This window comes from Rhizobium sp. F40D2 (genome assembly GCF_051810745.2).
GTDB lineage: Bacteria > Pseudomonadota > Alphaproteobacteria > Rhizobiales > Rhizobiaceae > Rhizobium.
In genome coordinates this window covers 775,932-799,055 of the sequence record NZ_CM131436.1, presented here as the reverse complement: position 1 = coordinate 799,055, position 23,124 = coordinate 775,932, and the positions used below count along the sequence as shown (strand labels likewise).

Below are 23,124 nucleotides of genomic sequence, written 5' to 3'. Positions count from 1 at the left end.
AATTCGGCAGGGGCAATCTCAATTTCAACGGCGTGTCTGAGCGTTTTTTCTCCGGATGCACAATGGCGACGGAATTCTTGAGCCCCTTCTCACTGATACTATCTTGAATAAGTCAGTAAAATCGCGTAGGTTGTCGCGATTGGAAGCAACACGGCACGAAAACGGTTTTGAAACACGTTCTGGAAACGGCGTCAGACCGGTCGGTCCCGTCCGCTTGAATGGCGATGCTTAACGATCGGGAGACGTCATTTGGCTATCATGTTTGTCAGAGCGCAAGTGATCAGCAGGGGCGCAGGACGCAACATCGTCTCGGCAGCTGCCTACCGTCACCGCACCCAGATGACGGATCAGCAGGTGGGCAGATCCTTCAGCTATCGCGGCGGTGGTCGAGAACTTGTGCATGAGGAACTGACGCTGCCTGAGCAAATTCCGGCATGGCTTCACAAGGTGGTCGACGGCCATTCGGTCGCCCGGGCGAGTGAGGCACTGTGGAATGCCGTCGAGGCATTCGAAACGGACGCGAACGCGAGACTCGCCCGCGAACTGATCATTGCGCTGCCGGAAGAGCTGACCCGGGACGAAAACATCACGCTGGTCCGGGATTTCGTCCGCGACACACTTGCCGCGGCGGGCATCGTCGCCGATTGGGTCTATCATGACAAGGAGGGTAATCCACACGTCCATTTGATGACGACGATCCGACCGCTGACTGAAGAGGGATTCGGGCCGAAAAGCTCTCCAATTTTGGAGGAAAATGGTGAGCCATTGCGTCGCAAAAAAACGGCAAGATCGTTTACAAAGTCTGGGCCGGCGACAAGGAGACATTGAAGGCGTGGAAGATCGCCTGGGCGGAGACGGCCAACCGGCATCTGGCGCTTGCCGGCCACGAGATCCGCCTCGACGGTCGTTCCTATGCCGAGCAGGGCCTCGACGGCATCGCCCAAAAACATCTTGGGCCGGAGAAGGCCGCACTCGCCCGGAAGGGCAGGGAGCTCTACTTCGCACCGGCCGATCTCGCCAGGCGCCAGCAGATGGCCGACCGGTTGCTGGCAGAGCCGGAGCTTCTGTTGACGCAGCTCGGCAATGAACGCTCCACTTTCGACGAGAAGGATATCGCCAAGGCGCTGCACCGCTATGTCGACGACCCGGTCGATTTTGCCAACATCCGCGCCCGGGTGATGGCGTCGGACCAGTTGGTCATCTTGAAGCCGCAGGCGATCGATGCAGAGACGGGGAAGGCGGCCACGCCTGCCGTGTTCACCACCCGCGACATGCTGCGCATCGAGTACGACATGGCGCAGTCGGCGCGGGCATTGTCGGCGCGCGGCGGCTTCGGTGTTTCCAGGCGGCACGTTGAAGCGGCGATTGATCGCGTCGAGAGCGGCGATCCTCAAACGCCGTTCCGGCTCGATGCGGAGCAGGTCGATGCCATCCGTCATGTCTCCGGTGACAGCGGTATTGCCGCCGTTGTCGGCCTGGCAGGTGCCGGCAAATCGACGCTGCTGGCGGCAGCGCGTCTTGCCTGGGAAGGCGAGGGGCACCGGGTGATCGGTGCCGCCCTTGCCGGCAAGGCGGCGGAAGGGCTGGAAGACAGTTCCGGCATCACCTCGCGCACGCTCGCCTCCTGGGAACTGGCCTGGGCCAATGGGCGCGACACGCTCCATCGCGGCGATGTGCTGGTCATCGACGAGGCCGGCATGGTGGCCTCGCAGCAGATGGCCCGTGTGCTGAAGATTGCCGAAGAGGCCGAGGTAAAGGTCGTTCTCGTCGGCGACGCGATGCAGCTGCAGCCGATCCAGGCAGGTGCGGCCTTCCGGGCAATCACCGAACGGATCGGCTTTGCCGAGCTTGCCGGCGTGCGCCGCCAGCGCGAGGAATGGGCGCGCGACGCCTCACGGCTGTTTGCCCGCGGCGAAGTCGACAAGGGCCTCGACGCCTATGCCCAGCAGGGCCACCTGGTCGAGGCGGGCACACGCGAGGAAACGATCGACAGGATTGTGGTCGATTGGACAGAGGCACGCAAACAGGCAATCGGTCGCTCGATCTCCGAGGGCAGGGATGGCCGTCTTCGCGGAGATGAGCTGCTGGTGCTCGCCCACACCAACGATGATGTCAAACGCCTGAACGAGGCGCTGCGTGAAGTGATGGCGCAAGAGGGCGCGCTCGCCGACAGCCGCAGCTTCCGGACCGAGCGCGGGACGCGGGAATTTGCCGTCGGCGACCGCATCATCTTCCTGGAGAACGCCCGCTTCCTAGAGCCACGAGCCAGGCATTCCGGCCCACAATATGTGAAGAACGGCATGCTCGGCACGATCACCGCGACCGGCGACAAACGCGGCGATCCGCTGCTGTCGGTTCTGCTCGACAATGGCAATAAAGTCGTCTTCGGCGAGGACAGTTATGACAATGTCGACCACGGCTATGCCGCAACGATCCACAAATCTCAAGGGTCGACCGTCGACCGCACCTTCGTGCTCGCCACCGGCATGATGGACCGGCATCTGACCTATGTGTCGATGACCCGGCATCGCGACCGCGTCGACCTTTATGCGGCGAAAGAGGATTTTGAGCCAAGACCGGAATGGGGACGCAAGCCGCGTGTCGATCATGCCGCCGGCGTCACCGGCGAGCTTGTCGAAACCGGCGAAGCCAAATTCCGGCCCGAGGACGAGGATGCCGACGACAGCCCCTATGCCGATGTCAGGACGGATGACGGAACCGTCCATCGGCTCTGGGGCGTCAGCCTGCCGAAAGCGCTCGACGATGCCGGCATCTCCGACGGCGACACCATCACGCTGCGCAAGGATGGTGTCGAGCGGGTCAAGGTCCAGATTGCCATTGTCGATGAGGAGACAGGTCAGAAGCGTTACGAGGAGAGGGAAGTCGACCGCAATGTCTGGACGGCCAGACAGATCGAAACCGCCGAAGCGCGTCAGGAGCGCATCGAGCGGGAAAGCCACCGGCCGGATGTGTTCAGCCGTCTCGTCGAACGCTTGTCGCGCTCCGGTGCCAAGACGACGACGCTCGATTTTGAGAGCGAGGCGGGCTATCGCGCCCAGGCGCAAGACTTCGCCCGGCGCCGCGGGCTCGATCATCTCTCGCTTGCTGCCGCCGAGATGGAGGAAAGCCTTTCCCGGCGCTGGACATGGATTGCCGCAAAGCGGGAGCAGGTGGAAAAGCTCTGGGAACGGGCAAGCGTGGCGCTCGGCTTTGCCATCGAGCGGGAACGGCGCTTCGCCTACAACGAGGCGCGAACTGAATCCCACACCGTCTCGGGCGCAAGTGCTGGCGAAGCACACTATCTGATCCCGCCGACCACTTCGTTCGTCAGGAGCGTCGAGGCGGATGCGCGGCTGGCGCAGCGTTCATCACCGGCCTGGACGGAGCGGGAAACGATGCTGCGACCGCTGCTTACTAAGATCTACCGGGATCCGGATGCAGCACTTGTTGCCCTGAATGCGCTCGCCTCGGACGCCGGCACTCAACCCCGCAGGCTCACTGATGATCTTGCCGCAGCACCCGACCGGCTCGGCCGGTTGCGTGGCTCCGAGCTGATCGTCGACGGACGCACGGCGCGTAACGAGCGCAAGGTCGCAAAGGCAGCCCTGGAGGAACTGCTTCCCCTGGCCCGGGCCCATGCGACCGGGTTCCGGCGGAATGCCGAACGGTTCGAACTCAGTGAGCAGACGCGGCGCTCCTACATGTCATTATCGATCCCGGCGCTTTCCGAGCGCGCGGTGGCGCGTCTTATGGAGGTCGAGGCGGTGCGCAACCGGGGCGGGGACGACGCCTATAAGAGCGCCTTTGCGCTCGCCGCCGAGGACCGCAAGGTCGTGCAGGAGATCAAGGCGGTCAGCGAAGCGTTAACGGCCCGCTTTGGCTGGAGTGCGTTCACCGCGAAGGTGGATGCGGTTGCTGAACGCAATATGGCCGAGCGTTTGCCGGAAGATCTGACGGCCGGCCGGCGCGAGGAACTGACCGCACTGTTCGAAGCGGTCAAACGTTTTGCCGAGGCGCAGCATCTCGCCGAGCGGCAGGATCGCTCGAAGATCGTCATGGCTGCCAGTGTCGTTCCGGGCAAAGAGACAGAGAACGGACCGGGGAAGGAGAATGTCGCCGTGCCGCCGATGCTTGCTGCCGTCACCGCGTTCAAGACGTCGGTCGACGACGAGGCTCGATTGCGCGTGTTCTCCAACCCTTTCTATCGCCAGCAGCGTGGCGCATTGGCCAACGCCGCGACAATGATCTGGCGCGATCCGTCGGGCGCCGTCGGCAAGATCGAGGAACTGCTCCGGAAAGGCTTTGCTGCTGATCGCATCGCCGCCGCGGTGACCAATGATCCGGCCGCCTATGGGGCTTTGCGCGGTTCGGATCGCCTGATGGACCGGATGCTGGCGTCCGGCCGGGAGCGGAAAGAGGCGATGCGGGCCGTGCCGGAAGCCGCGGCCCGCCTGCGGTCGCTTGGGACCGCCTATGCAAACACCCTCGAAGCCGAGCGTCAGACCATCATCGATGAGCGCAGGCGCATGGCGGTTGCCATTCCGGGTCTGTCGAAGGTTGCGGAAGACGCGCTTATGCGTCTGACAGCGCAGGCGAGGGAGAATGGTCGCAAACTAAATATCCCGGCAACTTCTCTCGATGCCAACATTCGCCGGGAGTTCGCGGACGTCAGTCGGGCGCTTGACGAGCGCTTCGGGCGCAATGCCATCATCCGCGGTGAAAAGGATCTCATCAATCGGGTCCCGCCGGCGCAGCGCCCGGCCTTCGCGGCGATGCAGGAGAGGTTCAAGGTCCTGCAGCAGACCGTCCGCCAGGAAAGCAGTGAGCAGATTATCGCGGAACGGCGGGAACGTGCGGTCAATCGTGGGCGCGGGATTGCGTTAGGAGGTGTTTAAAACCAGCTAAAGAAGTGGAAACTCCAGCCTCTGGTGTTCGCGAAACCCGGGCAGCTAGACCGCACATCAGCAATGTCATTTTTCCAGTGACAAAAAGTCGACCCACCTCTCGTTCTTTTCGATGGAACCCAAGCCGTCGCGCCCCGTTCTCCAGTTGATGGGAGATTATGCATGTCAAAAACCCTTCTCTACGGCGCGACAAAAATCGACGAGACGAACAGCGCCTATGCCCCGGTCGAAAGCCTCGCGGCGTACCAGTGGAAAAACCGCGTCTTCGTCGTTTGTGCCGACAAGGACAATGCCCGCGCCGCCCGGCAGGAAAATCAGCTTTTGGCCGACCGCTCAGCCCTCGACGAGCGTGATCTGGTGGTGCTCAAAATCTCAGGCGCAACTGTCCGGCCGCTCTTCGGTGCGGCGGACGGCCTTGACGGCGAGGCGATCCGCCGCGATCTCGAGGCGGCGGAGATCGGGGAATTTGCCTCCTTCCTTGTCGGCAAGGATGGCACGGTGAAGCTCAAGGTCAGCGAGCCGATAACCGATCGTGAGCTTTTCGCCATCATCGACAGCATGCCGATGCGCGCTGCCGATGTGCTGAAGGCGGAGAAATAACTCCGGCCCGACGTCAGTTTTATCCAGTATCAAAAGGGAGGCGGCCATGTCCGTGCCCAACGAACCTATTCCCGATCAGCCGCCGATGCCGGCACCTGGCTGGAAGCCGGTGCCGCCGATCACGGAGCCCGAGCCGGACAGACTTCCTGACGAGGCGCCGGTTCCCAATCCCGACGAGAATGACGAGCCGGCAAGGCACGTCGGCTCTAAAGAAAGATCTGCCGCTCGGCGCCGACGAGTTCCTGCAGGAAATCGACAACGCTCCTGACGCGGACCAGGTCGCGCGCCGTTTCGTGATAGGTCGTCCAGTAAGCGCGTCTGATTGACACATCCGGCAGGATGCGTTGGAGTTCGGGATATTGCCGGGCGATATAATTATGCAGAATGCCGATGCCGGCGCCCGATCGCACTGCCTCGGTCTGCCCGATCGACGTCGAAATCTCGAAGCTTGCATCCCAGCTTCGCATCACCTCGCCGGAGAAATTCAGCGAGGCGGTGAAGATCAGGTCTTCGACATAGCCGATGCGCGGATGCGCCTTCAGCGCTTCGATATCAAAAGGTGTGCCCCGGGAGGCGAGATAGTCACGCGAGGCATAGAGGCCGAGCGTGTAGTCGGTGAGCTTGGATGAGACGAGCCGGCCCTGTTCGGGCCGCTCCAGCGTGATGGCGATATCGGCCTCGCGCTGCGATAGCGAAAAGGAGCGTGGCACCGGGACGAGCTGGATCTTCAGCGCCGGATGACGCTCGATCAGCCGGCCCATGCGCGGCGCCAGAAAAGAAACGCCGAAGCCGTCAGGCGCGCCGACGCGTACCGTCCCGGCGATTGCCGTATCGGTGTGGCCGAGGCTGGCCTGTGCAGCGAGCATTTCCGTTTCCATCCGCTCGGCCGACGCCAGGAACACTTCGCCTTCGGCCGTCAGCTCGCAGCCATTGGTGCGGCGGATGAAAAGCCGTGTCTTCAGCGCTTCTTCCAGCGAGGTCAGCCGGCGCGAGAGCGTGGCGTGATTGAGCCCCAGCCGCTTCGAGGCGGCAAGGATCTGCCCGGTGCGGGCGACGGCAAGGAAAATTCGGACGTCGTCCCAGTTCATGGCTTGGCCCGCATGGCGATCGGATCGACGTCGAGAAGCATCAGCGATGTCACCATGCCCACCGTCTCGGCCTTGTATTTGAGGAAATGCGGCGTCCGCAGATGAGCCTCGTATGCATCCTGGTCGGCATAGACCTCGAGAATACGAATCCGGTTCGGGGCGTCCCTGAGGGAAACAGCACTGAGAGAAAGGACGCCTGCTTCCAGACTGACGGATGCCTCGATTTCCTCCGTGAGCAAAGCGCGATAGGCGTCAAGCATGTCCGGATCAATCTCCAGCTCCGCCATTCTGACGACGGGTTTGCAGCTCATCGTTTTGACCTCCCCTTGGGATTTGACTTGTCCGCGTGCCGTTCCAAGTTTGGGAGCAGCAGCAACGCCTGATGCAAATGGCGGCGCTATAATTTACGCACAACGGTTACTTATATCAGCGCATTGATTTGTGCAAATTGAAGTGCGATTGTAGGCCATCCCAAAAACAGGAGGAGCACCCATGCGTGAGATCGGTCATTTCATCGGCGGCAAACAGGTCGCCGGCACCAGCGGCCGCGTGAGCAATGTCTATAATCCGGCAACCGGCGAAGTGCAGGCGACGGTCGCGCTCGCAAGCGTCGAGGAACTGCGCGCCGCCGTCGTAAACGCCAAGGCTGCGCAGCCGAAATGGGCTGCCACCAATCCGCAGCGCCGCGCCCGCGTCTTCTTCAAATTCGTCGAACTCCTCAACAAGCACATGGATGAACTTGCCGAGATGCTCTCCAAGGAACACGGCAAGACGATCGAGGATGCTAAGGGCGACGTCATCCGCGGCCTCGAAGTCTGCGAATTCGTCTGCGGCATTCCGCATCTCGCCAAAGGCGAGTTCACTGAGGGCGCGGGTCCTGCGATCGACATGTATTCGATCCGCCAGCCGGTCGGCATCGGCGCCGGCATTACCCCCTTCAATTTCCCCGGCATGATCCCGATGTGGATGTTCGCCCCGGCAATCGCCTGCGGCAACGCCTTCATCCTGAAGCCTTCCGAGCGTGATCCCTCCCTGCCGATCCGTCTTGCCGAATTGATGATCGAGGCCGGCCTGCCCGCCGGCATCCTCAACGTCGTCAACGGCGACAAGGGTGCCGTCGATGCGATCCTCACCGATCCCGATATCGGCGCCGTCTCCTTCGTCGGCTCGACGCCGATCGCCCGTTACGTCTATGGTACGGCGGCAATGAACGGCAAGCGCGCCCAGTGCTTCGGCGGCGCCAAGAACCACATGATCATCATGCCGGATGCCGATATGGATCAGGCCGTCAACGCGCTGATGGGCGCAGGCTACGGCTCGGCCGGCGAACGCTGCATGGCGATCTCGGTTGCCGTTCCCGTTGGTGAAGAAACGGCCAACCGCCTCGTCGAAAAGCTGATCCCGAAGATCGAATCGCTGCGCATCGGCCCCTACACCGACGACCAGGCCGACATGGGCCCGCTCGTCACCAAGGACGCCTATACCCGTGTTCGCGGCCTGATCGACCGTGGCGTCGAGGAAGGCGCCAAGCTCCTCGTCGATGGCCGCGACTTCAAGCTCCAGGGTTATGAGGACGGCTATTTCGTCGGCGGCTGCCTGTTCGATCACGTCACACCCGAGATGGATATCTACAAGACCGAGATCTTCGGACCTGTCCTCTCCGTCGTTCGCGCCCAGAATTACGAAGAGGCGCTGTCGCTGCCGATGAAGCACGAATATGGCAACGGCGTCGCGATCTACACCCGTGACGGCGATGCGGCCCGCGATTTTGCCTCGCGCATCAATATCGGCATGATCGGCATCAACGTTCCAATCCCGGTTCCGCTCGCCTACCATTCCTTCGGCGGCTGGAAGGCCTCGAGCTTCGGCGACCTCAACCAGCACGGCACGGATTCGATCAAGTTCTGGACGAAGACCAAGACCGTCACCGCCCGCTGGCCCTCCGGCATCAAGAGCGGCGCGGAATTCGTCATGCCGACGATGAAGTGATCTGACGATTGATCGATCTGCAATTCGGGGGCCTTTTGGCCCCCGTTTTATTTGCTGTCTTGGAGACCAACGCACCGCACACGCGCTAGAACCGCGCATGGCATTTCGGCGCAGGATTGACGTCGCGTCATTTGGCCTCATAAGCTGAATGCGAATTTCATATTTTGGAATTGTTCAAAACTACCAAACCGCCTATATAGGTCTGAACGGGCACGAGTCAGGAGAATGGCATGCGGTTGACGAAGCAGACCAACTATGCGGTTCGCATGTTGATGTATTGTGCTGCCAACGACGGGCACTTGAGTCGGATTCCGGAAATCGCCAGGGCTTACGGCGTTTCCGAACTGTTTCTTTTCAAGATCCTCCAGCCGTTGAACAAGGCCGGCCTCGTCGAAACCGTGCGCGGTCGCAATGGCGGCGTGCGTTTGGGCAAGCCGGCGGCCGACATTACGCTGTTCGATGTCGTCAGGGTGACGGAAGACAGTTTCGCCATGGCCGAATGCTTCGAGGATGACGGCGTGGTCGAATGCCCGCTGGTTGACAGCTGCGGCCTGAATTCGGCGCTGCGCAAGGCGCTCAACGCCTTCTTCGCCGTGCTGTCGGACTATTCCATCGACGACCTCGTCAAGGCGCGGCCGCAGATCAATTTCCTTCTCGGAATCACCGGCGAGCAGCCTTATCGCAAACCCGCGATCGTTGCGCCCGCCGCCTGAATTTAAAAGGGCAGGACAGAGTTTTCAAACCGCGGTGGCCCCGGCCATCGCGGTTTTTGCTTTGGCGCGTCTCGCCCCTCGGCAAGACATAAACATCCCACCCGTGGCAAGCGAATCCGATTGGTCGCGACACGTTTAAGAGGGGCAATTATCCAAGATACGACGAAATCCCGGACGTTTTTATCCGAATCTGTCCAAATGAGGCCGATTTTTGACTTAAAATTTCTAAAATTGTCCAGCTGGAAAAATTTTCTCCGTAGACCGTTGCTTTCAGTAGATAAATATCGTTCCATCGACCGTCGATCGGGATGAATATCTGCGGTCTCCAGACATCAAAAAAGAACAACCGGGAAACAAAATTATGAAAAAGATCTCTGTCATGCTGGCAGCGACGGCCCTGATTTCGGTCATGGCGACGTCGGCCTGGTCCAAAACCCTTGTTTATTGCTCCGAGGGTTCGCCGGAAGGCTTCGACCCGAGCCTCTATACGGCTGGCACGACCTTCGACGCCTCGTCGCGCACGGTCTATAGCCGGCTGGTCGAATTCAAGCATGGCGGTACCGAGATCGAACCGGGCCTCGCCGACAGCTGGAGCGTTTCGGCCGACGGCACGGAATACACCTTCAAGCTACATCCCGGCGTCAAGTATCAGACCACCGACTTCTTCACGCCGACGCGCGATTTCAACGCCGACGACGTCGTGTTCTCCTTCGAGCGCCAGCTGAAGGCCGACAATCCGTGGAACAAGTATGTCGAGGGCGGTTCCTACGAATACGCCGCCGGCATGGGCTTCCCGGATCTGATCAAGTCGATCGAGAAGGTCGACGACCTCACGGTCAAGTTCACGCTCAACCATCCCGAAGCGCCGTTCCTTGCCGACCTGGCGATGGACTTCGCCTCGATCGTTTCCAAGGAATATGCCGACAAGCTCGCCGCCGACGGCAAGATGGCGCAGCTCAACCAGCAGCCCCTCGGCACCGGCCCCTTCACCTTCGTCGCCTACCAGCCGGATGCCGTCATCCGCTACAAGGCCAACGAAACCTATTTCAAGGGCAAGGAAAAGATCGACGATCTGGTTTTCGCCATCACCTCTGATGCTGCCGTCCGCGCGCAGAAGCTGAAGGCCGGCGAATGCCACCTGATCCCTTATCCGAATGCGGCTGACGTTCCCGAACTGAAGAAGGACGGCAATCTGACGGTGATGGAACAGGCCGGCCTCAATGTCGGCTTCCTCGCCTACAACACGCAGATGGCCCCGTTCGACAAGCCGGAAGTTCGCCGTGCGCTCAACATGGCGATCAACAAGCAGGCGATCATCGACGCCGTCTTCCAGGGTGCCGCGGCCGTTGCCAAAAACCCGATCCCGCCGACGATGTGGTCCTATAACGACGCCGTTCAGGACGACAAGTACGATCCGGACGCCGCCAAGAAGGCTCTCGCCGATGCCGGCGTCAAGGATCTCAGCATGAAGGTCTGGGCGATGCCGGTATCGCGTCCCTACATGCTGAACGCGCGCCGCGCTGCCGAACTGATCCAGGCCGATTTCGCCAAGGCCGGCGTCAAGGTCGAGATCGTCACCCATGAATGGGCCGAATATCTGAAGCTCTCCTCCGACGTGAAGCGCGACGGTGCCGTCATCCTCGGCTGGACCGGCGATAACGGCGACCCGGATAACTTCATGGATACGCTGCTTGGCTGCGATGCCGTCGGCGGCAACAACCGTGCTCAGTGGTGCAACAAGGAATATGACGATCTGATGACCAAGGCCAAGCTCACCGCCGATGTCGGCGAGCGCACCAAGGCCTATGAGCAGGCACAGCTGATCTTCAAGAAGGAAGCCCCCTGGGCGACGCTTGATCACTCGCTCGTCTTCGTTCCGATGAGCAAGAAGGTCACCGGCTTCTTCATGGATCCGCTCGGCATTCACCGCTTCGACGGCGTCGACGTATCCGAATAACAAGAAAAATGTAAGAATGCCCGGCAGAGCTGGGCGCAGCCGGCGGTCAGGCACCCCCTGACCGCCGGAAACTATTGGACATCTGCCATGTTGCGTTTTTTCATCGGCCGCCTTGCGGTGCTGATCCCGACATTCCTCGGCGTTTCCCTCATTGCCTTCTCGTTCATCCGCATGCTGCCCGGCGATCCCGTCATGCTTTTATCGGGTGAGCGCGTCATGGCGCCGGAACGGCACGCCCAGATCATGCACGATCTCGGTTTCGACCGGCCCATGTATGTGCAGTATTTCGATTATCTCGGAAAAGTGCTGCACGGCGATCTCGGCACCTCGATCGTCACCAAGCGCCCGGTTCTCGGCGAATTTCTGACGCTGTTTCCGGCAACGCTCGAACTTTCCTTCTGTGCCATCATCCTCGCCGTCTGTCTTGGCGTGCCCGCCGGCATCTTTGCCGCCGTCAAGCGAGGCAGCTGGTTCGACCAAAGCGTGATGGGTGTCGCCCTGATCGGCTATTCCATGCCGATTTTCTGGTGGGGCCTGCTGCTCATTATCTTCTTCTCCGGCTATCTCGGCTGGACGCCTGTTTCAGGCCGCATCTCGCTGATGTATTTCTTCAAGCCGGTCACCGGCTTTATGCTGATCGACAGCCTGCTGTCCGGCCAGAAGGGCGCCTTCGCCTCGGCCGTCAGCTACCTCATTCTGCCAACCATTGTTCTGGCGACCATCCCGCTTGCCGTCATTGCGCGCCAGACGCGTTCGGCGATGCTCGAGGTGCTCGGCGAAGACTATGTTCGCACGGCCCGCTCGAAAGGCCTGAAGCCGCTGCGTGTCGTCGGCGTGCATGCGCTGCGCAATGCGATGATCCCGGTCATCACCACCATCGGTCTGCAGATCGGCGTTCTTCTGGCCGGCGCCATCCTCACCGAGACGATCTTCTCCTGGCCGGGCATCGGCAAATGGATGGTCGACTCGGTTTTCAAGCGTGACTACGCCGTGGTCCAGGGCGGCCTTCTGCTGATCGCCGGCGTCATCATGCTGGTCAATCTGATTGTTGATGTCCTCTACGGCTTCATCAATCCGCGCATTCGTCACTAGGAGCGGTTCATGAGCACCGTCACCGTCAAAACCAGCCAGCCATCCGCTCTTGCGGAATTCTGGCATTATTTCTCCCGCAACAAGGGCGCCGTCATCGGCCTCGTGGTCTTCACCGTCATCCTGGTCGTCGCCGTCTTCGCGCCGGTCTTTGCGCCGCATACGCCGAACGAGCAGAACCGCCAGGTGTTACTCGCCGTGCCGGCCTGGATGGAAGGCGGCAGCATCTCGTTCCCGCTCGGAACCGATGCCGTCGGCCGTGATATCCTTTCGCGCCTGATCTACGGCGCGCGCTTCTCGCTCTTCATCGGCGTCGTCGTCGTCACCCTTTCGGTCGTATGCGGCGTTCTGATCGGCCTCGTCGCCGGCTATTTCCGCGGCAAGGTCGATACGGCGATCATGCGGCTGATGGATATCATCCTGGCCTTCCCGTCGCTGCTGCTCGCCCTCGTGTTGGTGGCCGTGCTCGGCCCCGGCCTGACCAATGCGATGATCGCGATTTCGCTGGTCAACCAGCCGCATTTTGTGCGGCTGACGCGCGCCTCCGTCATCACGGAGCGCGAGAAGGAATACGTGATCGCCTCGCGTGTTGCCGGCGCCGGCACCTTCCGCCTGATGTTCAAGACCATCCTGCCAAACTGTCTTGGGCCGCTGATCGTCCAGGCGACGCTCGCCTTCTCCGCCGCGATCCTCGACGCCGCCGCCCTCGGCTTCCTCGGCATGGGTGCCCAGCCGCCGACACCTGAATGGGGCACGATGCTGGCCGAATCCCGCGAGTTCATCTCGCGCGCCTGGTGGGTCGTAACATTCCCGGGTCTTGCCATCCTCATCACCGTTCTCGCCATCAATCTGATGGGCGACGGCCTGCGCGATGCGCTTGACCCCAAGCTGAAGAGGTCGTGATGCCACTTCTCGAAATTGAAAATCTGACCGTCGAATTCCAGACTTCTTCCGGTCTCTTCCGCGCCGTCGACCGCGTATCGCTTGCCTGCGACAAGGGCGAGATCCTGTCGGTCGTCGGTGAATCCGGCTCGGGCAAATCCGTTGCCATGCTGGCGCTGATGGGGCTTCTGCCCTGGACGGCAAAAATAAGTGCCGACCGCATGCAGTTCGACGGCCAGGATCTGCGGGGGATCTCCGGCCGCCAGCGCCGCAGGATCGTCGGCAAGGACATGGCGATGATCTTCCAGGAGCCGATGTCGAGCCTCAATCCGTGTTTCACCGTCGGCTTCCAGCTCGGTGAGACCCTGCGCGTCCATATGGGCCTCAACCGCAAGGAGCGCCGCGAACGTTCGATCGAGCTTCTGAACCTCGTCGGCATTCCGGCGCCGGAAGACCGCCTGTCGAACTTCCCGCATCAGATGTCCGGCGGCATGAGCCAGCGCGTCATGATCGCCATGGCGCTCGCCTGCAATCCGAAGCTCTTGATCGCTGATGAGCCGACGACCGCGCTCGACGTGACGATCCAGGCCCAGATCCTCGATCTGCTTGTGCGCCTGCAGAAAGAGCAGGGCATGGCGCTGGTGCTGATCACCCACGATATGGGTGTCGTCGCCGAAACCGCCGAGCGCGTACAGGTGCAATATGCCGGCCAGAAGGTCGAGGAGCAGCCGGTAAAGGCGCTGTTCCGCGATCCGCACCATCCCTACACCGCAGCCCTGCTCGCCGCCCTGCCGGAACGCGCCGAGGTCGGCCAGCGTCTTCCCTCGATCGCCGGTGTCGTTCCCGGCCAGCACGGACGCCCGACGGGCTGTCTTTTCGCGCCGCGCTGTGGCTACGCCACGGTCGAATGCGATCGCGGCGTCGTCCGCCAGGGGCCGGAGCTCGGGTTGGCGTTGTGCAATTATCCTTTGAAGGACGGCAAGCCGCTTGGGCATCCCGGCGTCATGGCCACTGAAACTGCAGGAGACCTGGTATGACAGGCGCTGTTCTCGAGGGCCGGGATCTCGCCCGCTTCTACACCGTCAACCGCGGTCTCTTCAAAGCCGATGCCACGGTCAAGGCGCTGAACGGCGTCAGCTTCAGCCTTCATTCCGGCAAGACGCTCGCCGTCGTCGGCGAATCCGGTTGCGGCAAGTCGACGCTCGCTCGCCTGGTCACCATGATCGAGAATCCGACAGCGGGAGAATTGCTGATCGACGGCAAGCCCGCCCGGGTCGGCGACCGCAGCCTGCGCAGCCAGGTGCAGATCGTCTTCCAGAATCCTTACGGCTCGCTCAACCCGCGCCAGAAGGTCGGTTCGATCCTCGAAGAGCCGCTGAAGATCAACACCGATCTCAACGCCGCCGCCCGCCGCCGCAAGGTAGAGGAGATGATGGCCCGCGTCGGCCTGCGTCCGGAACACCATGGCCGTTACCCCCACATGTTCTCCGGCGGCCAGCGCCAGCGCATCGCCATTGCCCGCGCTTTGATGCTGCGGCCGAAGGTGCTGGTGCTCGACGAGCCGGTTTCGGCGCTTGACCTCTCGATCCAGGCGCAGGTGCTGAACCTGTTGATGGATCTGCAGAAGGAGATGGGGCTTGCCTATCTCTTCATCTCGCACGGCCTCTCCGTCGTCCATCACATCGCCGACGAGGTGATGGTGATGTATCTCGGCCGCCCGGTCGAAACCGGTCCCGCCGCCGAGGTCTTTGCCCGGCCGCGCCATCCCTATACGGCAGCCTTGCTGTCGGCGACGCCGATCGCCGATCCCGAGCGCGAGAAGAACCGCATCCGCCTGCAGGGCGAACTGCCGTCGCCGCTTAAGCCGCCGTCCGGCTGCCATTTCAACCCGCGCTGCTGGAAGGCGCAGGACTATTGCCGCCAGGTTTCTCCCGAATTAAGTGGAGAGGGTGCCCAACAATATGCCTGTCATTTCCCGCTCGACTGAGCGGGAAAATGGAGTAATTCCAGGAAAAGTGTGAGGCGGTTGACTGAAAGGTTAGAAGCTTCAGGAGGAAGCATGCCGGATCAGCGCACGAACAAGCCCCATGCGATCATCGTCATGGGGGTCAGCGGCTGCGGCAAGTCCTCCGTCGGCGAAAAGCTCGCGGATGCCCTGCACCTGGCTTTCGTCGAAGGCGATGCGCTGCATCCGGCTGCCAATGTCGAGAAAATGTCGAAGGGCATTGCGCTGACCGATGAGGACCGGATGCCGTGGCTCGACCGCATCGGCGGAGACATCAAGGCCTCGCTTGAGAAAGGCGAGGGCATCATCGTCTCCTGCTCGGCGTTGAAGCGCATCTATCGCGACAGGCTGCGGGCTGCGGCCGGCGGCAATCTGTTCTTCGTCTATCTCGAAGGGTCGAAGGCGCTGCTGACGCAGCGCATGGGTGAGCGCAAAGGGCATTTCATGCCGGTCTCGCTGCTCGAAAGCCAGTTGGCGACGCTTGAGGTGCCGACAGGCGAGCAAGGTGTCGTCACCGTCGATATCGACGATACGGTGCAAGGCATCGCGGCAACGGCCCTCGAAGGGCTTGCCACGCTCGGCGTCACGGGTTGAAACGCTGCGGCGAATAAGCCGCAGTATCGATGAACGGCGTCTCGCCGGTAATGAGTTCGGCAAGCACGCGGCCGGTCACCGGTCCGAGCGTCAGCCCGTGATGGGCATGACCGAAGGCGAACCACAGGCCCTGATGGCGCGGCGCCTTGCCGATGATCGGCATCATGTCCGGCGTGCAGGGGCGGGCCCCCATCCAGGGTTCGGGATCGAGCCTGTCGCCGAGCGGGAAGATCGTGCGGGCAACCGCCTCGGCCCGGTCGAGCTGGACCGGTGTCTTCGGCGCATCAAGCGTTGCGAACTCCGCGCCGGTCGTCAGGCGGATGCCGCGGCGCATCGGCGCAAGGAGATAGCCACGTTCGGCATCAAGCATCCAGTTGTTGAGCACCGCATCGCCCTTGGCGGCATAATGCATGTGATAGCCGCGCTTGACGCCGAGCGGAAAGGAATAGCCGAGGCGGCGTGTTGCGAGCGCCGCCCAGGGGCCGAGCGCGATCACCGCATCGTCGGCTTCGAGCGGGCCTTCCCCGGTCATGATCTTCCAGCCGGAGCCGAACTGTCCAAACGAGGCGGCGTAGCCTGTGACGAACCTTCCGCCGAGACTTTCGAAATAGCCGCGATAGGCCGAGGTCAGCGCATGCGGATCGAGCACCGACCAGGGATCACGCCAGCGGATGCCACCGGCGAAATCGCCTGTCATGTCAGGTTCCATGCGGGCGATATCGGCCGAGGTCAGGCTGTCATATGCCACCCCGAATTCGCTCCGCCAAAGTGCGGCCTCTCCAAGGGCTTCGTCTCGCCTGGCCTGCGTGCGGAAAATCTTTATCCAGCCATCCCTGCGGATCAGCGCTTGCGCCTCGGACGCTTCGATCAGGTCCTCGTGTTCGGCAATCGAATTTTCGATCAGCGGCGCATAGGCGCGGGTGATGATTGCGTGGCGCCGGGCGTTCGAATTCCACCAGTAGCGGGCGAGAAAGGCAAGCTGGCTCGGCAGCGTGCGCAGATGGTAATGCGCATCGATGCGGTTGTTCAAAGCATAACGCAGCAACAGGCCGAGCTGCTGCGGAAAGCCGTAGGGCGCGACCCCTTCGCGCTGGATCAGGCCGGCATTGCCGAAGGAGGTTTCGTTGCCCGGATCCTTGCGGTCGATCAGCGTCACCTGCCGGCCGCGCCGTTGAAGATGGATAGCCGTCGACACGCCGACGATGCCGGCGCCGAGCACGATTGCGTTCTTCGTCATTCCTCTGCATTCCGCTTTGTTATCGCAGTGAAAATGCCCCTGCCGATACCGCGGGGCAAACGAAAAATTGCCTTCATTTCAAAATCATTGCGCTTTTCAGTGCCGTATTTTCGGCCTTCATGCGGACATAGAGGACGCAGGCGTTGAGAAGCGAAAAGCCGATCGCGTAAAAGGGGAGACCGAAGGCCAGCGGAAGGGCGGCGATCTCGCCGACGACGATCGCGTAGTTCGGATGCCGGAGGAAGCGATAGGGGCCGGATGTGACGAGCGGCGCGCCGGGCAGGATGATGATGCGCGTCGTCCAGCGGTCTTTCAGCGTCGCCAGAACCCAAAGCCGCAGCGCCTGCAGCCCCATGAACACGGCAAACCACAGGGACTCGACTGGCCTGCCTGGTGCCAGCAGCCAGAGGCCGATGATCCAGCCGGCATGCAATGCCATCATGGCGGGATAATGCTCTGGCGCAACTTCCCTCGCACCTCTGGCGAGAAGGGCGGCGGTGTTGCGTCGGGCGAGCACGAGTTCGCCAAGCCGCTGCAGCGTCACGAAGCAAAGGAGCGCGATCGACGGCCAGATCATGCCACCCTCCGGAGCGTCACGCAGCTCGCCGAGAAGCCCGGCCCCATGGCTATCATCGCAGCGCGCTCCGGCAATCCGGCGCGGATCGCCCGCTCCAGCACGAACAGAATGGTCGGCGACGACATATTGCCGTAGTCGGCAAGCACGCCGCGCTCGTGATCGAGCGTGCCCGGCGTCAGCGAAAGCGCGCTCTCCATCGCCGCCAGCACTTTGGTGCCGCCGGGATGGCAGATGAAGCGGCCGATATCTGCAGGTGTCAGGCCGTTTCGCGCCAGAATGGCGGTCACCGCCGGGCCGAGCTCCTTTTCGGCAAAGGGCGGCAGGGATTGCGCCAGCACGATGCCGAAGCCGCCGTCGTCTATCTTCCAGCCCATGATATCGAGTGTGTCGGGAAAGAGATGCTCGCCCGTCGATTCCACCTCCGCCAACCCGCCTTCGCCCGATCGCAGCACGCAGGCGGCAGCGCCGTCGCCGAAAAGCGCCGTCGCAATGATGTTCGGGCGCGTCAACTCGTCCAGCCGGAAGGCAAGCGTGCAAAGCTCGATCGAGATGAAGAGAACGACGGCGCCCGGCCGGCCTCGCGCCAGCCGCGAGGCGATCGCAAAGCCCGAGACGCCGGCCGCACAGCCGAGCCCGAACACTGGAACGCGCTCGATATCGGGCCTGAAACCCATCCTGCGGGTCATCAGTGCATCGAGGCTCGGCGTCGTAAAACCGGTCGATGAGACTGTCACGACACAGTCGACGTCCGCGGCTTCAAGCCCCGCCTGGGAAAGCGCTGAGCTTGCGGCTTCGACAAAGAGCGCGCCTGCCACCTCCGCATAGGCCTGCATCCGGTCTTGCCAGCCATGCGCCTCGTCGAACCAGGCGAGCGGCCGCGCCGCATGGCGCTTTTGAATGCCGGCGCTGTCGAAGACGCGGGCAAGATGGCGGAAATCCTCAAAACGATCGGCAAACAGCCGGCCGGAGGCTTCGACCGCTTCTTTCTGGAAAATGACATGTTCAGGTGCGGCGACGGCGAGGCTGACGAGTTTTACGGTATCGGTCACTAAAATCTCCTTGTCGTTCCCGGCGTAACGCTGAGAACACCCGGTTTCGACGATCTATTCGGCCGCGGTGGCTTCACGAAGCCGTGATTGAGAAAATAGAGAGGCTGCCGAATAAAGCGCGGGGCAGCGGTGTTTTCTCCTCGCAACGTCACTTTCGAGGAGTTTTCCGATGACGATCATGACAGTCCGTATTGCTTCCCTCTTTCTCGGCGGCTGCCTTGCCGCTTCCGTTTTCTCCGGCCCGGTCTTTGCAGCCGGCAATGACAGCAGCACGATGCCGACCTGCAAGAAGGGTGAGATCTACGATCAGAAGACCAAGAAATGCGTCAAGCAGCAGAGCGCCAACGTCTCGGACGAGAACCGCACCGACTACGCCTATTCGCTGGCCAAGACCGGCCGCTATGAGGAGGCGCTTGCCATGCTCGACACGGTCAAGGATCAGAACACCGCCGAGGTGCTGAACTATCGCGGTTACGCCACCCGCAAGCTCGGCCGCACCGACGAAGGCATTTCCTATTATCTCAAGTCTGTGAAGATGGATCCGCAATACGCCAAGGTCCGCGAATATCTCGGCGAAGCCTATGTCATCAAGGGCCAGCTCGACCTCGCCAAGGATCAGTTGAGCACCATCAAGGCGATCTGCGGCACCACTTGTGAGGAATATCAGGATCTGAACGCCGCCATCATCGACCCGTCGAAGATCTGATTGCCGGCACCGGCGGGGACAGGAAACCACGCAAAGGGATCTAAGAATGTCGGTCGCGCGCACCTCGTTTCCTGCCTATAGTCGCGCGAGAACGGAATCGCCGGTTCGTCCGGCGGTTCCCAGACAGGCAGGATCGTCGGAGGCGGCCATCGCGAGCGCAGCGGATATCAGGAGCGGCCTGACGGAAAATCTGGCTAGACTCTGGCGTTATGGTCTCGTTCTCTCGCATCAGCGCGATGTCGCCGACGATCTGGTGCAGGCGACCTGTGTTCGCGCGCTTGAACGTGCCGATCAGTTCGTCGCCGGCTCTCGGCTCGACCGCTGGCTGTTTTCGATCCTCCATTCGATCTGGCTGAACGAGATCCGTTCCCGCCGGGTGCGCCAGGGCCAGGGTTTCGTCGATGCCGGCGAGGCGCTGACCTTCGATGGCGCCCACGATACCGAAACCCATGTGATGGCCGCTCAGGTGCTGAAACGGGTGAATGCGCTGCCCGAGGCGCAGAGAACGGTGGTTTTCCTCGCCTATGTCGAAGGACTTTCCTATCGCGAGGTTGCGGGCATACTGGATATTCCGATCGGAACCGTGATGAGCCGGCTGGCGGCCGCCCGCGCCAAGCTCTCCGGCGACGAGCGGGAAGGGGGACGGCAATGAACAAGAGAGACACCATTCCCTCCGACGAGGAGCTCACCGCCTTCATCGACGGCGAACTGGCGGCCGAGGAGGCCGCGCGCATCGAAGCCATGGTGAACGAAGACCATGCTGTCGCCGAGCGGCTGGAATTCCTCGCCCGCGCCAACCTGCCTTTCGAGCAGGCCTTCGCCCCGCTTTTGTCGCAGGCCCCGCGCGAGAAGCTGGAGAGGATGCTTGCGGCCATCCCCGCGCATGAGAGCGCAAAATCCGCTGCTGCGCCGGCATCCGCCGGCCGCCGCCGCCTCCTTGGCGCACTTGCCGCCTCGCTGGTCGCCGGCATCGCCATCGACCGCGCCGTCATCGGCATGGGAGCGCGCTTTTTGGCAAAGGACGAAAACGGCGAATGGCGCGCCGTGGTCGCCGATTATATCTCGCTCTATACGCCGGAAACGCTGGCCGGCCCTGTGCCCGCCGGAGACGTCCAGGCCGCTCAGCTCGGCGCCTTCGACGAAAAACTCGGCCTGTCGCTTTCTCCTCAAGCCGTCGCGCTTCCGGGCATCGATTTCAAACGCGCCCTGCTCCTGCAATATGACGGCAAGCCGCTCGCCCAGATCGCCTATCTCGACCCGGAAACCGGGCCGATGGCGCTCTGCATCGTCCGCTCCGATGCCGGCCCCAAGGCGCCGGATGTCGAAAGCCGCAAGGGTATGAACGTCGTCTACTGGTCGAACGGCACGCACGCCTTCATGCTGATCGGCCACGCGCCCGCGGATAGGATGACGGCGATTGCAGATGGAGTACGGGGGAGGTGACGTCTGACCTTGATCAAACCGCTGCAAGGCGTTACGGTCTTGAGGTCGCCTTAGGGGTCGTCGGACCCTACGTTGCCTTTAACGAACTGCGACGGACTACTCGTTCGACCGTATCTGTCGATAAGTTATTGATGTTTGTCGATAATTTTAGACGGAGAATGCCTCTTTTCCTAGTGCTCCACGGCGTCTGCCGTTGGAGACTCTGCAGTGCTCAGATGTCCCTATCCCGGGGTGCGACGGAGTAATCCAACGTGCTGAGACCCGGTGACACCGGACGGTTGGCTGGTAGCCTAGACCGGTCACAGTCCCAGGGAAGACGGGTATGGTGAATATATAGTGAACTGCTGCAAGGTCCGTCATGTCGAAACGGCCAAATAAGGCTGATAGGCCGTGACCAAAAGGTATGTGGGGCAAGGGCAGTAGGTGAGTAGCTCCTGCCCAGCACTTGTAGGCCCCACCGGACTACGGGGTGGCACCTAACCTCGTCGTGTTCTGGAGAGAGAGGAACCGGGTAAGCCCCACGGACCCCGCGTAAGCGGTATCCCGACCGCAAGGAAGGGGGATGGTCTAGGGGGTAAAAGATGTCAGAGAAAGCGAATGCCTCCTATTAATAGGGAGGATAGGTCCCCTTGCGGGAAATGGCCGGTCCCAAAGGACGCAGACTTCTGACTGGTGTCAACGGAAGCAAAACTGACGCGATGGCAGAACGGACTAAGACGTTAGACGGCAATGCCGAACGGATAGCCCGACGACCTATTAACTCTTGGAACCAGATCAATTGGGCCAGTGTTGATATGGAAGTACGCCGGATGCAGGAGCGTATCTTCCGGGCTGCAAAGAACAGTGAGCACGCGAAGGTCAAAAACCTCCAAAAGCTCATGATGCGATCCTTCCATGTGAAAGCTGCGGCGGTCCGTCAGGTCACGCAACTCAACTCGGGTAAACACACCGCAGGTGTGGATGGCTATGTCTGTTCCACAGACGCCGAGCGCATGGACCTCTTGAAGAACGGTCTGAGTTTCGACGGGTACCGAGCCTCACCAGTGCGACGGGTCTACATACCCAAAAGCACCGGCAAGCTACGGCCGCTCGGAATACCAACTGTGAAGGACCGGGTGATGCAGGCGATTGTCAAATTCGCTCTGGAGCCAGAATGGGAGAGCCGTTTCGAGGCGAACTCATATGGTTTCAGGCGGGGACGGTCGGCCCATGATGCGGTCAAAGCTATCTGGCTGGCCGCAAATAAAACTGGCGCAAGCCAGTGGGTGTTGGATGCTGACATCAGTGCGTGCTTCGACATGATCGACCACGATGCCCTGATAGAGCTCCTCCCTGAACACTTTCATGATATCGTTCTCCGGTGGCTCAAAGCCGGAGTGGTGGAACTCGGGACGAGAAAGGACAGCGAAGCGGGAACGCCGCAAGGAGGGATCATCTCTCCCTTGCTGGCAAACATTGCGCTCAACGGGATGGAACGGCTCTTCGGGGCTGAATACCCTAGCGGTAAACCAAAACCTCCCAGAAAGCGAAGTGGTCCCAATCGCGGTGTTAATCTCATCCGATACGCCGACGACTTTGTCGTGTTTTGCCCTTCGCAGGAAGTAGCGGAACAGTACGTCCTCCGAAAGCTGGGGGAATTTCTAGCCAAAAGAGCATTGGAACTGAGCGAAGCGAAGACCAAGCTGGTCCATATCAGCGAGGGCTTTAATTTCCTCGGCTTCAACATCAGAACGATGTCAGGGAAGGTGCTGGTGAAACCTCAGAAGGAAAAGGTCTTGGATCATCTGAGACAGATTTCCACTTACCTGAGAAGCAATCGGCAGCTCCGGACAGTATCGATGGTCACGAACCTTAACCTCGTTATACGGGGTTGGTCTCTTTACTATCGCTATGTCGTCGCCAAACGCACGTTTGCGACAGTCGACAACGCTCTATGGCCCATGATCTATAAATGGGCCAAGCGCCGACACCCTCAGAAGCCGCACAAGTGGGTGGCACAGCACTATTTCAAAAATGGTGTTGGCTCCCGCCAATGGCAGCTTAATGATGGAAAACGCGGGCTGCTCAAGCACGACTTCTTCAAGATTCTTCGCTGGGTAAAAGTGAAAGGTCGAGCCTCCCCCTTCGACCCAGATCTCAGGATATACTGGGAGCTGCGTTGCAAGGAGAAGCACCTCCGAAGTCGCATTACTGCGTAGCCGGATGCTTGAGCCGTGTGTGGGGAAACTCGCTTGCACGGTTCTTAGAGGGGGGTGCCACCGCGAGGTGGTGCCCCCACTCGATGCGCCAAG

19 protein-coding genes and 1 pseudogene are annotated in these 23,124 nt (G+C 61.3%); 15 read left to right on the top strand and 5 right to left on the bottom strand.

The window, feature by feature from the left end:
* Window positions 1-249: 249 nt before the first annotated feature.
* The 3 genes and pseudogenes from traA (at window position 250) to ACS4RS_RS03780 (ending at window position 5,772) form a co-directional block, all read left to right on the top strand.
* Window positions 250-4,895 (top strand): annotated as a pseudogene (gene traA, locus ACS4RS_RS03790) (Ti-type conjugative transfer relaxase TraA).
* 171 nt (window positions 4,896-5,066) lie between these two features.
* On the top strand, window positions 5,067-5,504 hold the full coding sequence (locus ACS4RS_RS03785) for a DUF4174 domain-containing protein (protein WP_439008647.1): 438 nt from the start codon (window positions 5,067-5,069) through the stop codon (window positions 5,502-5,504).
* Window positions 5,505-5,550: 46 nt separating this feature from the next.
* Window positions 5,551-5,772 carry a hypothetical protein gene (locus ACS4RS_RS03780; RefSeq protein ID WP_439008648.1) on the top strand — a complete coding sequence of 74 codons (222 nt, stop codon included), beginning with the start codon at window positions 5,551-5,553 and terminating at the stop codon, window positions 5,770-5,772.
* On the opposite strand, the gene ACS4RS_RS03775 is transcribed toward ACS4RS_RS03780, so the two are convergent.
* Together ACS4RS_RS03775 and ACS4RS_RS03770 are read right to left on the bottom strand one after the other, a co-directional pair.
* On the bottom strand, window positions 5,711-6,592 hold the full coding sequence (locus ACS4RS_RS03775) for a LysR substrate-binding domain-containing protein (protein ID WP_439008649.1): 882 nt from the start codon (window positions 6,590-6,592) through the stop codon (window positions 5,711-5,713). The genes ACS4RS_RS03780 and ACS4RS_RS03775 overlap by 62 nt on opposite strands.
* The gene (locus ACS4RS_RS03770) at window positions 6,589-6,903 is read right to left on the bottom strand and encodes an antibiotic biosynthesis monooxygenase (RefSeq protein WP_439008650.1); all 315 of its coding nucleotides are present in this window, start codon (window positions 6,901-6,903) and stop codon (window positions 6,589-6,591) included. Before ACS4RS_RS03770 ends, ACS4RS_RS03775 begins: the two co-directional genes overlap by 4 nt.
* 181 nt (window positions 6,904-7,084) lie before the next feature.
* Between ACS4RS_RS03770 and ACS4RS_RS03765 the strand changes: the two genes are divergently transcribed.
* The 8 genes from ACS4RS_RS03765 (at window position 7,085) to ACS4RS_RS03730 (ending at window position 15,821) form a co-directional block, all read left to right on the top strand.
* The gene (locus ACS4RS_RS03765; RefSeq protein ID WP_439008651.1) at window positions 7,085-8,581 is read left to right on the top strand and encodes a CoA-acylating methylmalonate-semialdehyde dehydrogenase; all 1,497 of its coding nucleotides are present in this window, start codon (window positions 7,085-7,087) and stop codon (window positions 8,579-8,581) included.
* Between the two features lie 230 nt (window positions 8,582-8,811).
* A complete protein-coding gene (rirA, locus tag ACS4RS_RS03760) occupies window positions 8,812-9,294 on the top strand; it encodes an iron-responsive transcriptional regulator RirA (RefSeq protein ID WP_439008652.1) in 483 nt (160 codons plus the stop codon).
* A 361-nt stretch (window positions 9,295-9,655) separates the two neighbouring features.
* Window positions 9,656-11,251 carry an ABC transporter substrate-binding protein gene (locus ACS4RS_RS03755; RefSeq protein ID WP_439008653.1) on the top strand — a complete coding sequence of 532 codons (1,596 nt, stop codon included), beginning with the start codon at window positions 9,656-9,658 and terminating at the stop codon, window positions 11,249-11,251.
* Between the two features lie 87 nt (window positions 11,252-11,338).
* Complete coding sequence (locus ACS4RS_RS03750) at window positions 11,339-12,343, top strand: ABC transporter permease subunit (RefSeq protein ID WP_439008654.1); 1,005 nt, start codon at window positions 11,339-11,341, stop codon at window positions 12,341-12,343.
* Between the two features lie 9 nt (window positions 12,344-12,352).
* Window positions 12,353-13,243 carry an ABC transporter permease subunit gene (locus tag ACS4RS_RS03745; protein WP_439008655.1) on the top strand — a complete coding sequence of 297 codons (891 nt, stop codon included), beginning with the start codon at window positions 12,353-12,355 and terminating at the stop codon, window positions 13,241-13,243.
* On the top strand, window positions 13,243-14,259 hold the full coding sequence (locus ACS4RS_RS03740) for an oligopeptide/dipeptide ABC transporter ATP-binding protein (RefSeq protein ID WP_439008656.1): 1,017 nt from the start codon (window positions 13,243-13,245) through the stop codon (window positions 14,257-14,259). The genes ACS4RS_RS03745 and ACS4RS_RS03740 overlap by 1 nt, the downstream gene beginning before the upstream one ends.
* The gene (locus tag ACS4RS_RS03735; protein ID WP_439008657.1) at window positions 14,256-15,209 is read left to right on the top strand and encodes a dipeptide ABC transporter ATP-binding protein; all 954 of its coding nucleotides are present in this window, start codon (window positions 14,256-14,258) and stop codon (window positions 15,207-15,209) included. The genes ACS4RS_RS03740 and ACS4RS_RS03735 overlap by 4 nt, the downstream gene beginning before the upstream one ends.
* 72 nt (window positions 15,210-15,281) lie before the next feature.
* The gene (locus ACS4RS_RS03730; protein ID WP_439008658.1) at window positions 15,282-15,821 is read left to right on the top strand and encodes a gluconokinase, GntK/IdnK-type; all 540 of its coding nucleotides are present in this window, start codon (window positions 15,282-15,284) and stop codon (window positions 15,819-15,821) included.
* On the opposite strand, the gene ACS4RS_RS03725 is transcribed toward ACS4RS_RS03730, so the two are convergent.
* The 3 genes from ACS4RS_RS03725 to ACS4RS_RS03715 all read right to left on the bottom strand — a co-directional run bounded on the left by ACS4RS_RS03725 (window position 15,811) and on the right by ACS4RS_RS03715 (window position 18,684).
* A complete protein-coding gene (locus ACS4RS_RS03725) occupies window positions 15,811-17,058 on the bottom strand; it encodes an FAD-dependent oxidoreductase (RefSeq protein WP_439008659.1) in 1,248 nt (415 codons plus the stop codon). The genes ACS4RS_RS03730 and ACS4RS_RS03725 overlap by 11 nt on opposite strands.
* A gap of 73 nt (window positions 17,059-17,131) precedes the next feature.
* Window positions 17,132-17,635, bottom strand: coding sequence for an isoprenylcysteine carboxyl methyltransferase family protein (locus ACS4RS_RS03720; protein ID WP_439008660.1), 504 nt, complete (start codon window positions 17,633-17,635; stop codon window positions 17,132-17,134).
* Window positions 17,632-18,684, bottom strand: coding sequence for a 3-oxoacyl-[acyl-carrier-protein] synthase III C-terminal domain-containing protein (locus ACS4RS_RS03715; protein ID WP_439008661.1), 1,053 nt, complete (start codon window positions 18,682-18,684; stop codon window positions 17,632-17,634). The genes ACS4RS_RS03720 and ACS4RS_RS03715 overlap by 4 nt, the downstream gene beginning before the upstream one ends.
* Window positions 18,685-18,853: 169 nt before the next feature.
* Between ACS4RS_RS03715 and ACS4RS_RS03710 the strand changes: the two genes are divergently transcribed.
* The 4 genes from ACS4RS_RS03710 to ltrA all read left to right on the top strand — a co-directional run bounded on the left by ACS4RS_RS03710 (window position 18,854) and on the right by ltrA (window position 23,031).
* Window positions 18,854-19,390 carry a tetratricopeptide repeat protein gene (locus ACS4RS_RS03710; protein ID WP_439008662.1) on the top strand — a complete coding sequence of 179 codons (537 nt, stop codon included), beginning with the start codon at window positions 18,854-18,856 and terminating at the stop codon, window positions 19,388-19,390.
* A gap of 46 nt (window positions 19,391-19,436) precedes the next feature.
* Window positions 19,437-20,042, top strand: coding sequence for a sigma-70 family RNA polymerase sigma factor (locus tag ACS4RS_RS03705; RefSeq protein ID WP_439008663.1), 606 nt, complete (start codon window positions 19,437-19,439; stop codon window positions 20,040-20,042).
* Window positions 20,039-20,833: an anti-sigma factor gene (locus tag ACS4RS_RS03700; protein ID WP_439008664.1), complete on the top strand. Its 795-nt coding sequence runs from the start codon at window positions 20,039-20,041 to the stop codon at window positions 20,831-20,833. Before ACS4RS_RS03705 ends, ACS4RS_RS03700 begins: the two co-directional genes overlap by 4 nt.
* A gap of 638 nt (window positions 20,834-21,471) precedes the next feature.
* A complete protein-coding gene (gene ltrA / locus ACS4RS_RS03695) occupies window positions 21,472-23,031 on the top strand; it encodes a group II intron reverse transcriptase/maturase (protein ID WP_449313990.1) in 1,560 nt (519 codons plus the stop codon).
* Window positions 23,032-23,124: the final 93 nt, after the last annotated feature.

Coding starts and splice junctions, on each gene's coding strand:
- ACS4RS_RS03740 (WP_439008656.1), top strand. CDS start 13,243: ATGCCACTTCTCGAAATTGAAAATCTGACCGTCGAATTCCAGACTTCT.
- ACS4RS_RS03730 (WP_439008658.1), top strand. CDS start 15,282: ATGCCGGATCAGCGCACGAACAAGCCCCATGCGATCATCGTCATGGGG.
- ACS4RS_RS03710 (WP_439008662.1), top strand. CDS start 18,854: ATGACGATCATGACAGTCCGTATTGCTTCCCTCTTTCTCGGCGGCTGC.
- ACS4RS_RS03750 (WP_439008654.1), top strand. CDS start 11,339: ATGTTGCGTTTTTTCATCGGCCGCCTTGCGGTGCTGATCCCGACATTC.
- ltrA (WP_449313990.1), top strand. CDS start 21,472: ATGGCCGGTCCCAAAGGACGCAGACTTCTGACTGGTGTCAACGGAAGC.
- ACS4RS_RS03765 (WP_439008651.1), top strand. CDS start 7,085: ATGCGTGAGATCGGTCATTTCATCGGCGGCAAACAGGTCGCCGGCACC.
- ACS4RS_RS03780 (WP_439008648.1), top strand. CDS start 5,551: ATGTCCGTGCCCAACGAACCTATTCCCGATCAGCCGCCGATGCCGGCA.
- ACS4RS_RS03745 (WP_439008655.1), top strand. CDS start 12,353: ATGAGCACCGTCACCGTCAAAACCAGCCAGCCATCCGCTCTTGCGGAA.
- ACS4RS_RS03785 (WP_439008647.1), top strand. CDS start 5,067: ATGTCAAAAACCCTTCTCTACGGCGCGACAAAAATCGACGAGACGAAC.
- ACS4RS_RS03700 (WP_439008664.1), top strand. CDS start 20,039: ATGAACAAGAGAGACACCATTCCCTCCGACGAGGAGCTCACCGCCTTC.
- ACS4RS_RS03720 (WP_439008660.1), bottom strand. CDS start 17,635: ATGATCTGGCCGTCGATCGCGCTCCTTTGCTTCGTGACGCTGCAGCGG.
- ACS4RS_RS03755 (WP_439008653.1), top strand. CDS start 9,656: ATGAAAAAGATCTCTGTCATGCTGGCAGCGACGGCCCTGATTTCGGTC.
- ACS4RS_RS03705 (WP_439008663.1), top strand. CDS start 19,437: ATGTCGGTCGCGCGCACCTCGTTTCCTGCCTATAGTCGCGCGAGAACG.
- ACS4RS_RS03735 (WP_439008657.1), top strand. CDS start 14,256: ATGACAGGCGCTGTTCTCGAGGGCCGGGATCTCGCCCGCTTCTACACC.
- rirA (WP_439008652.1), top strand. CDS start 8,812: ATGCGGTTGACGAAGCAGACCAACTATGCGGTTCGCATGTTGATGTAT.
- ACS4RS_RS03725 (WP_439008659.1), bottom strand. CDS start 17,058: ATGACGAAGAACGCAATCGTGCTCGGCGCCGGCATCGTCGGCGTGTCG.
- ACS4RS_RS03770 (WP_439008650.1), bottom strand. CDS start 6,903: ATGAGCTGCAAACCCGTCGTCAGAATGGCGGAGCTGGAGATTGATCCG.
- ACS4RS_RS03775 (WP_439008649.1), bottom strand. CDS start 6,592: ATGAACTGGGACGACGTCCGAATTTTCCTTGCCGTCGCCCGCACCGGG.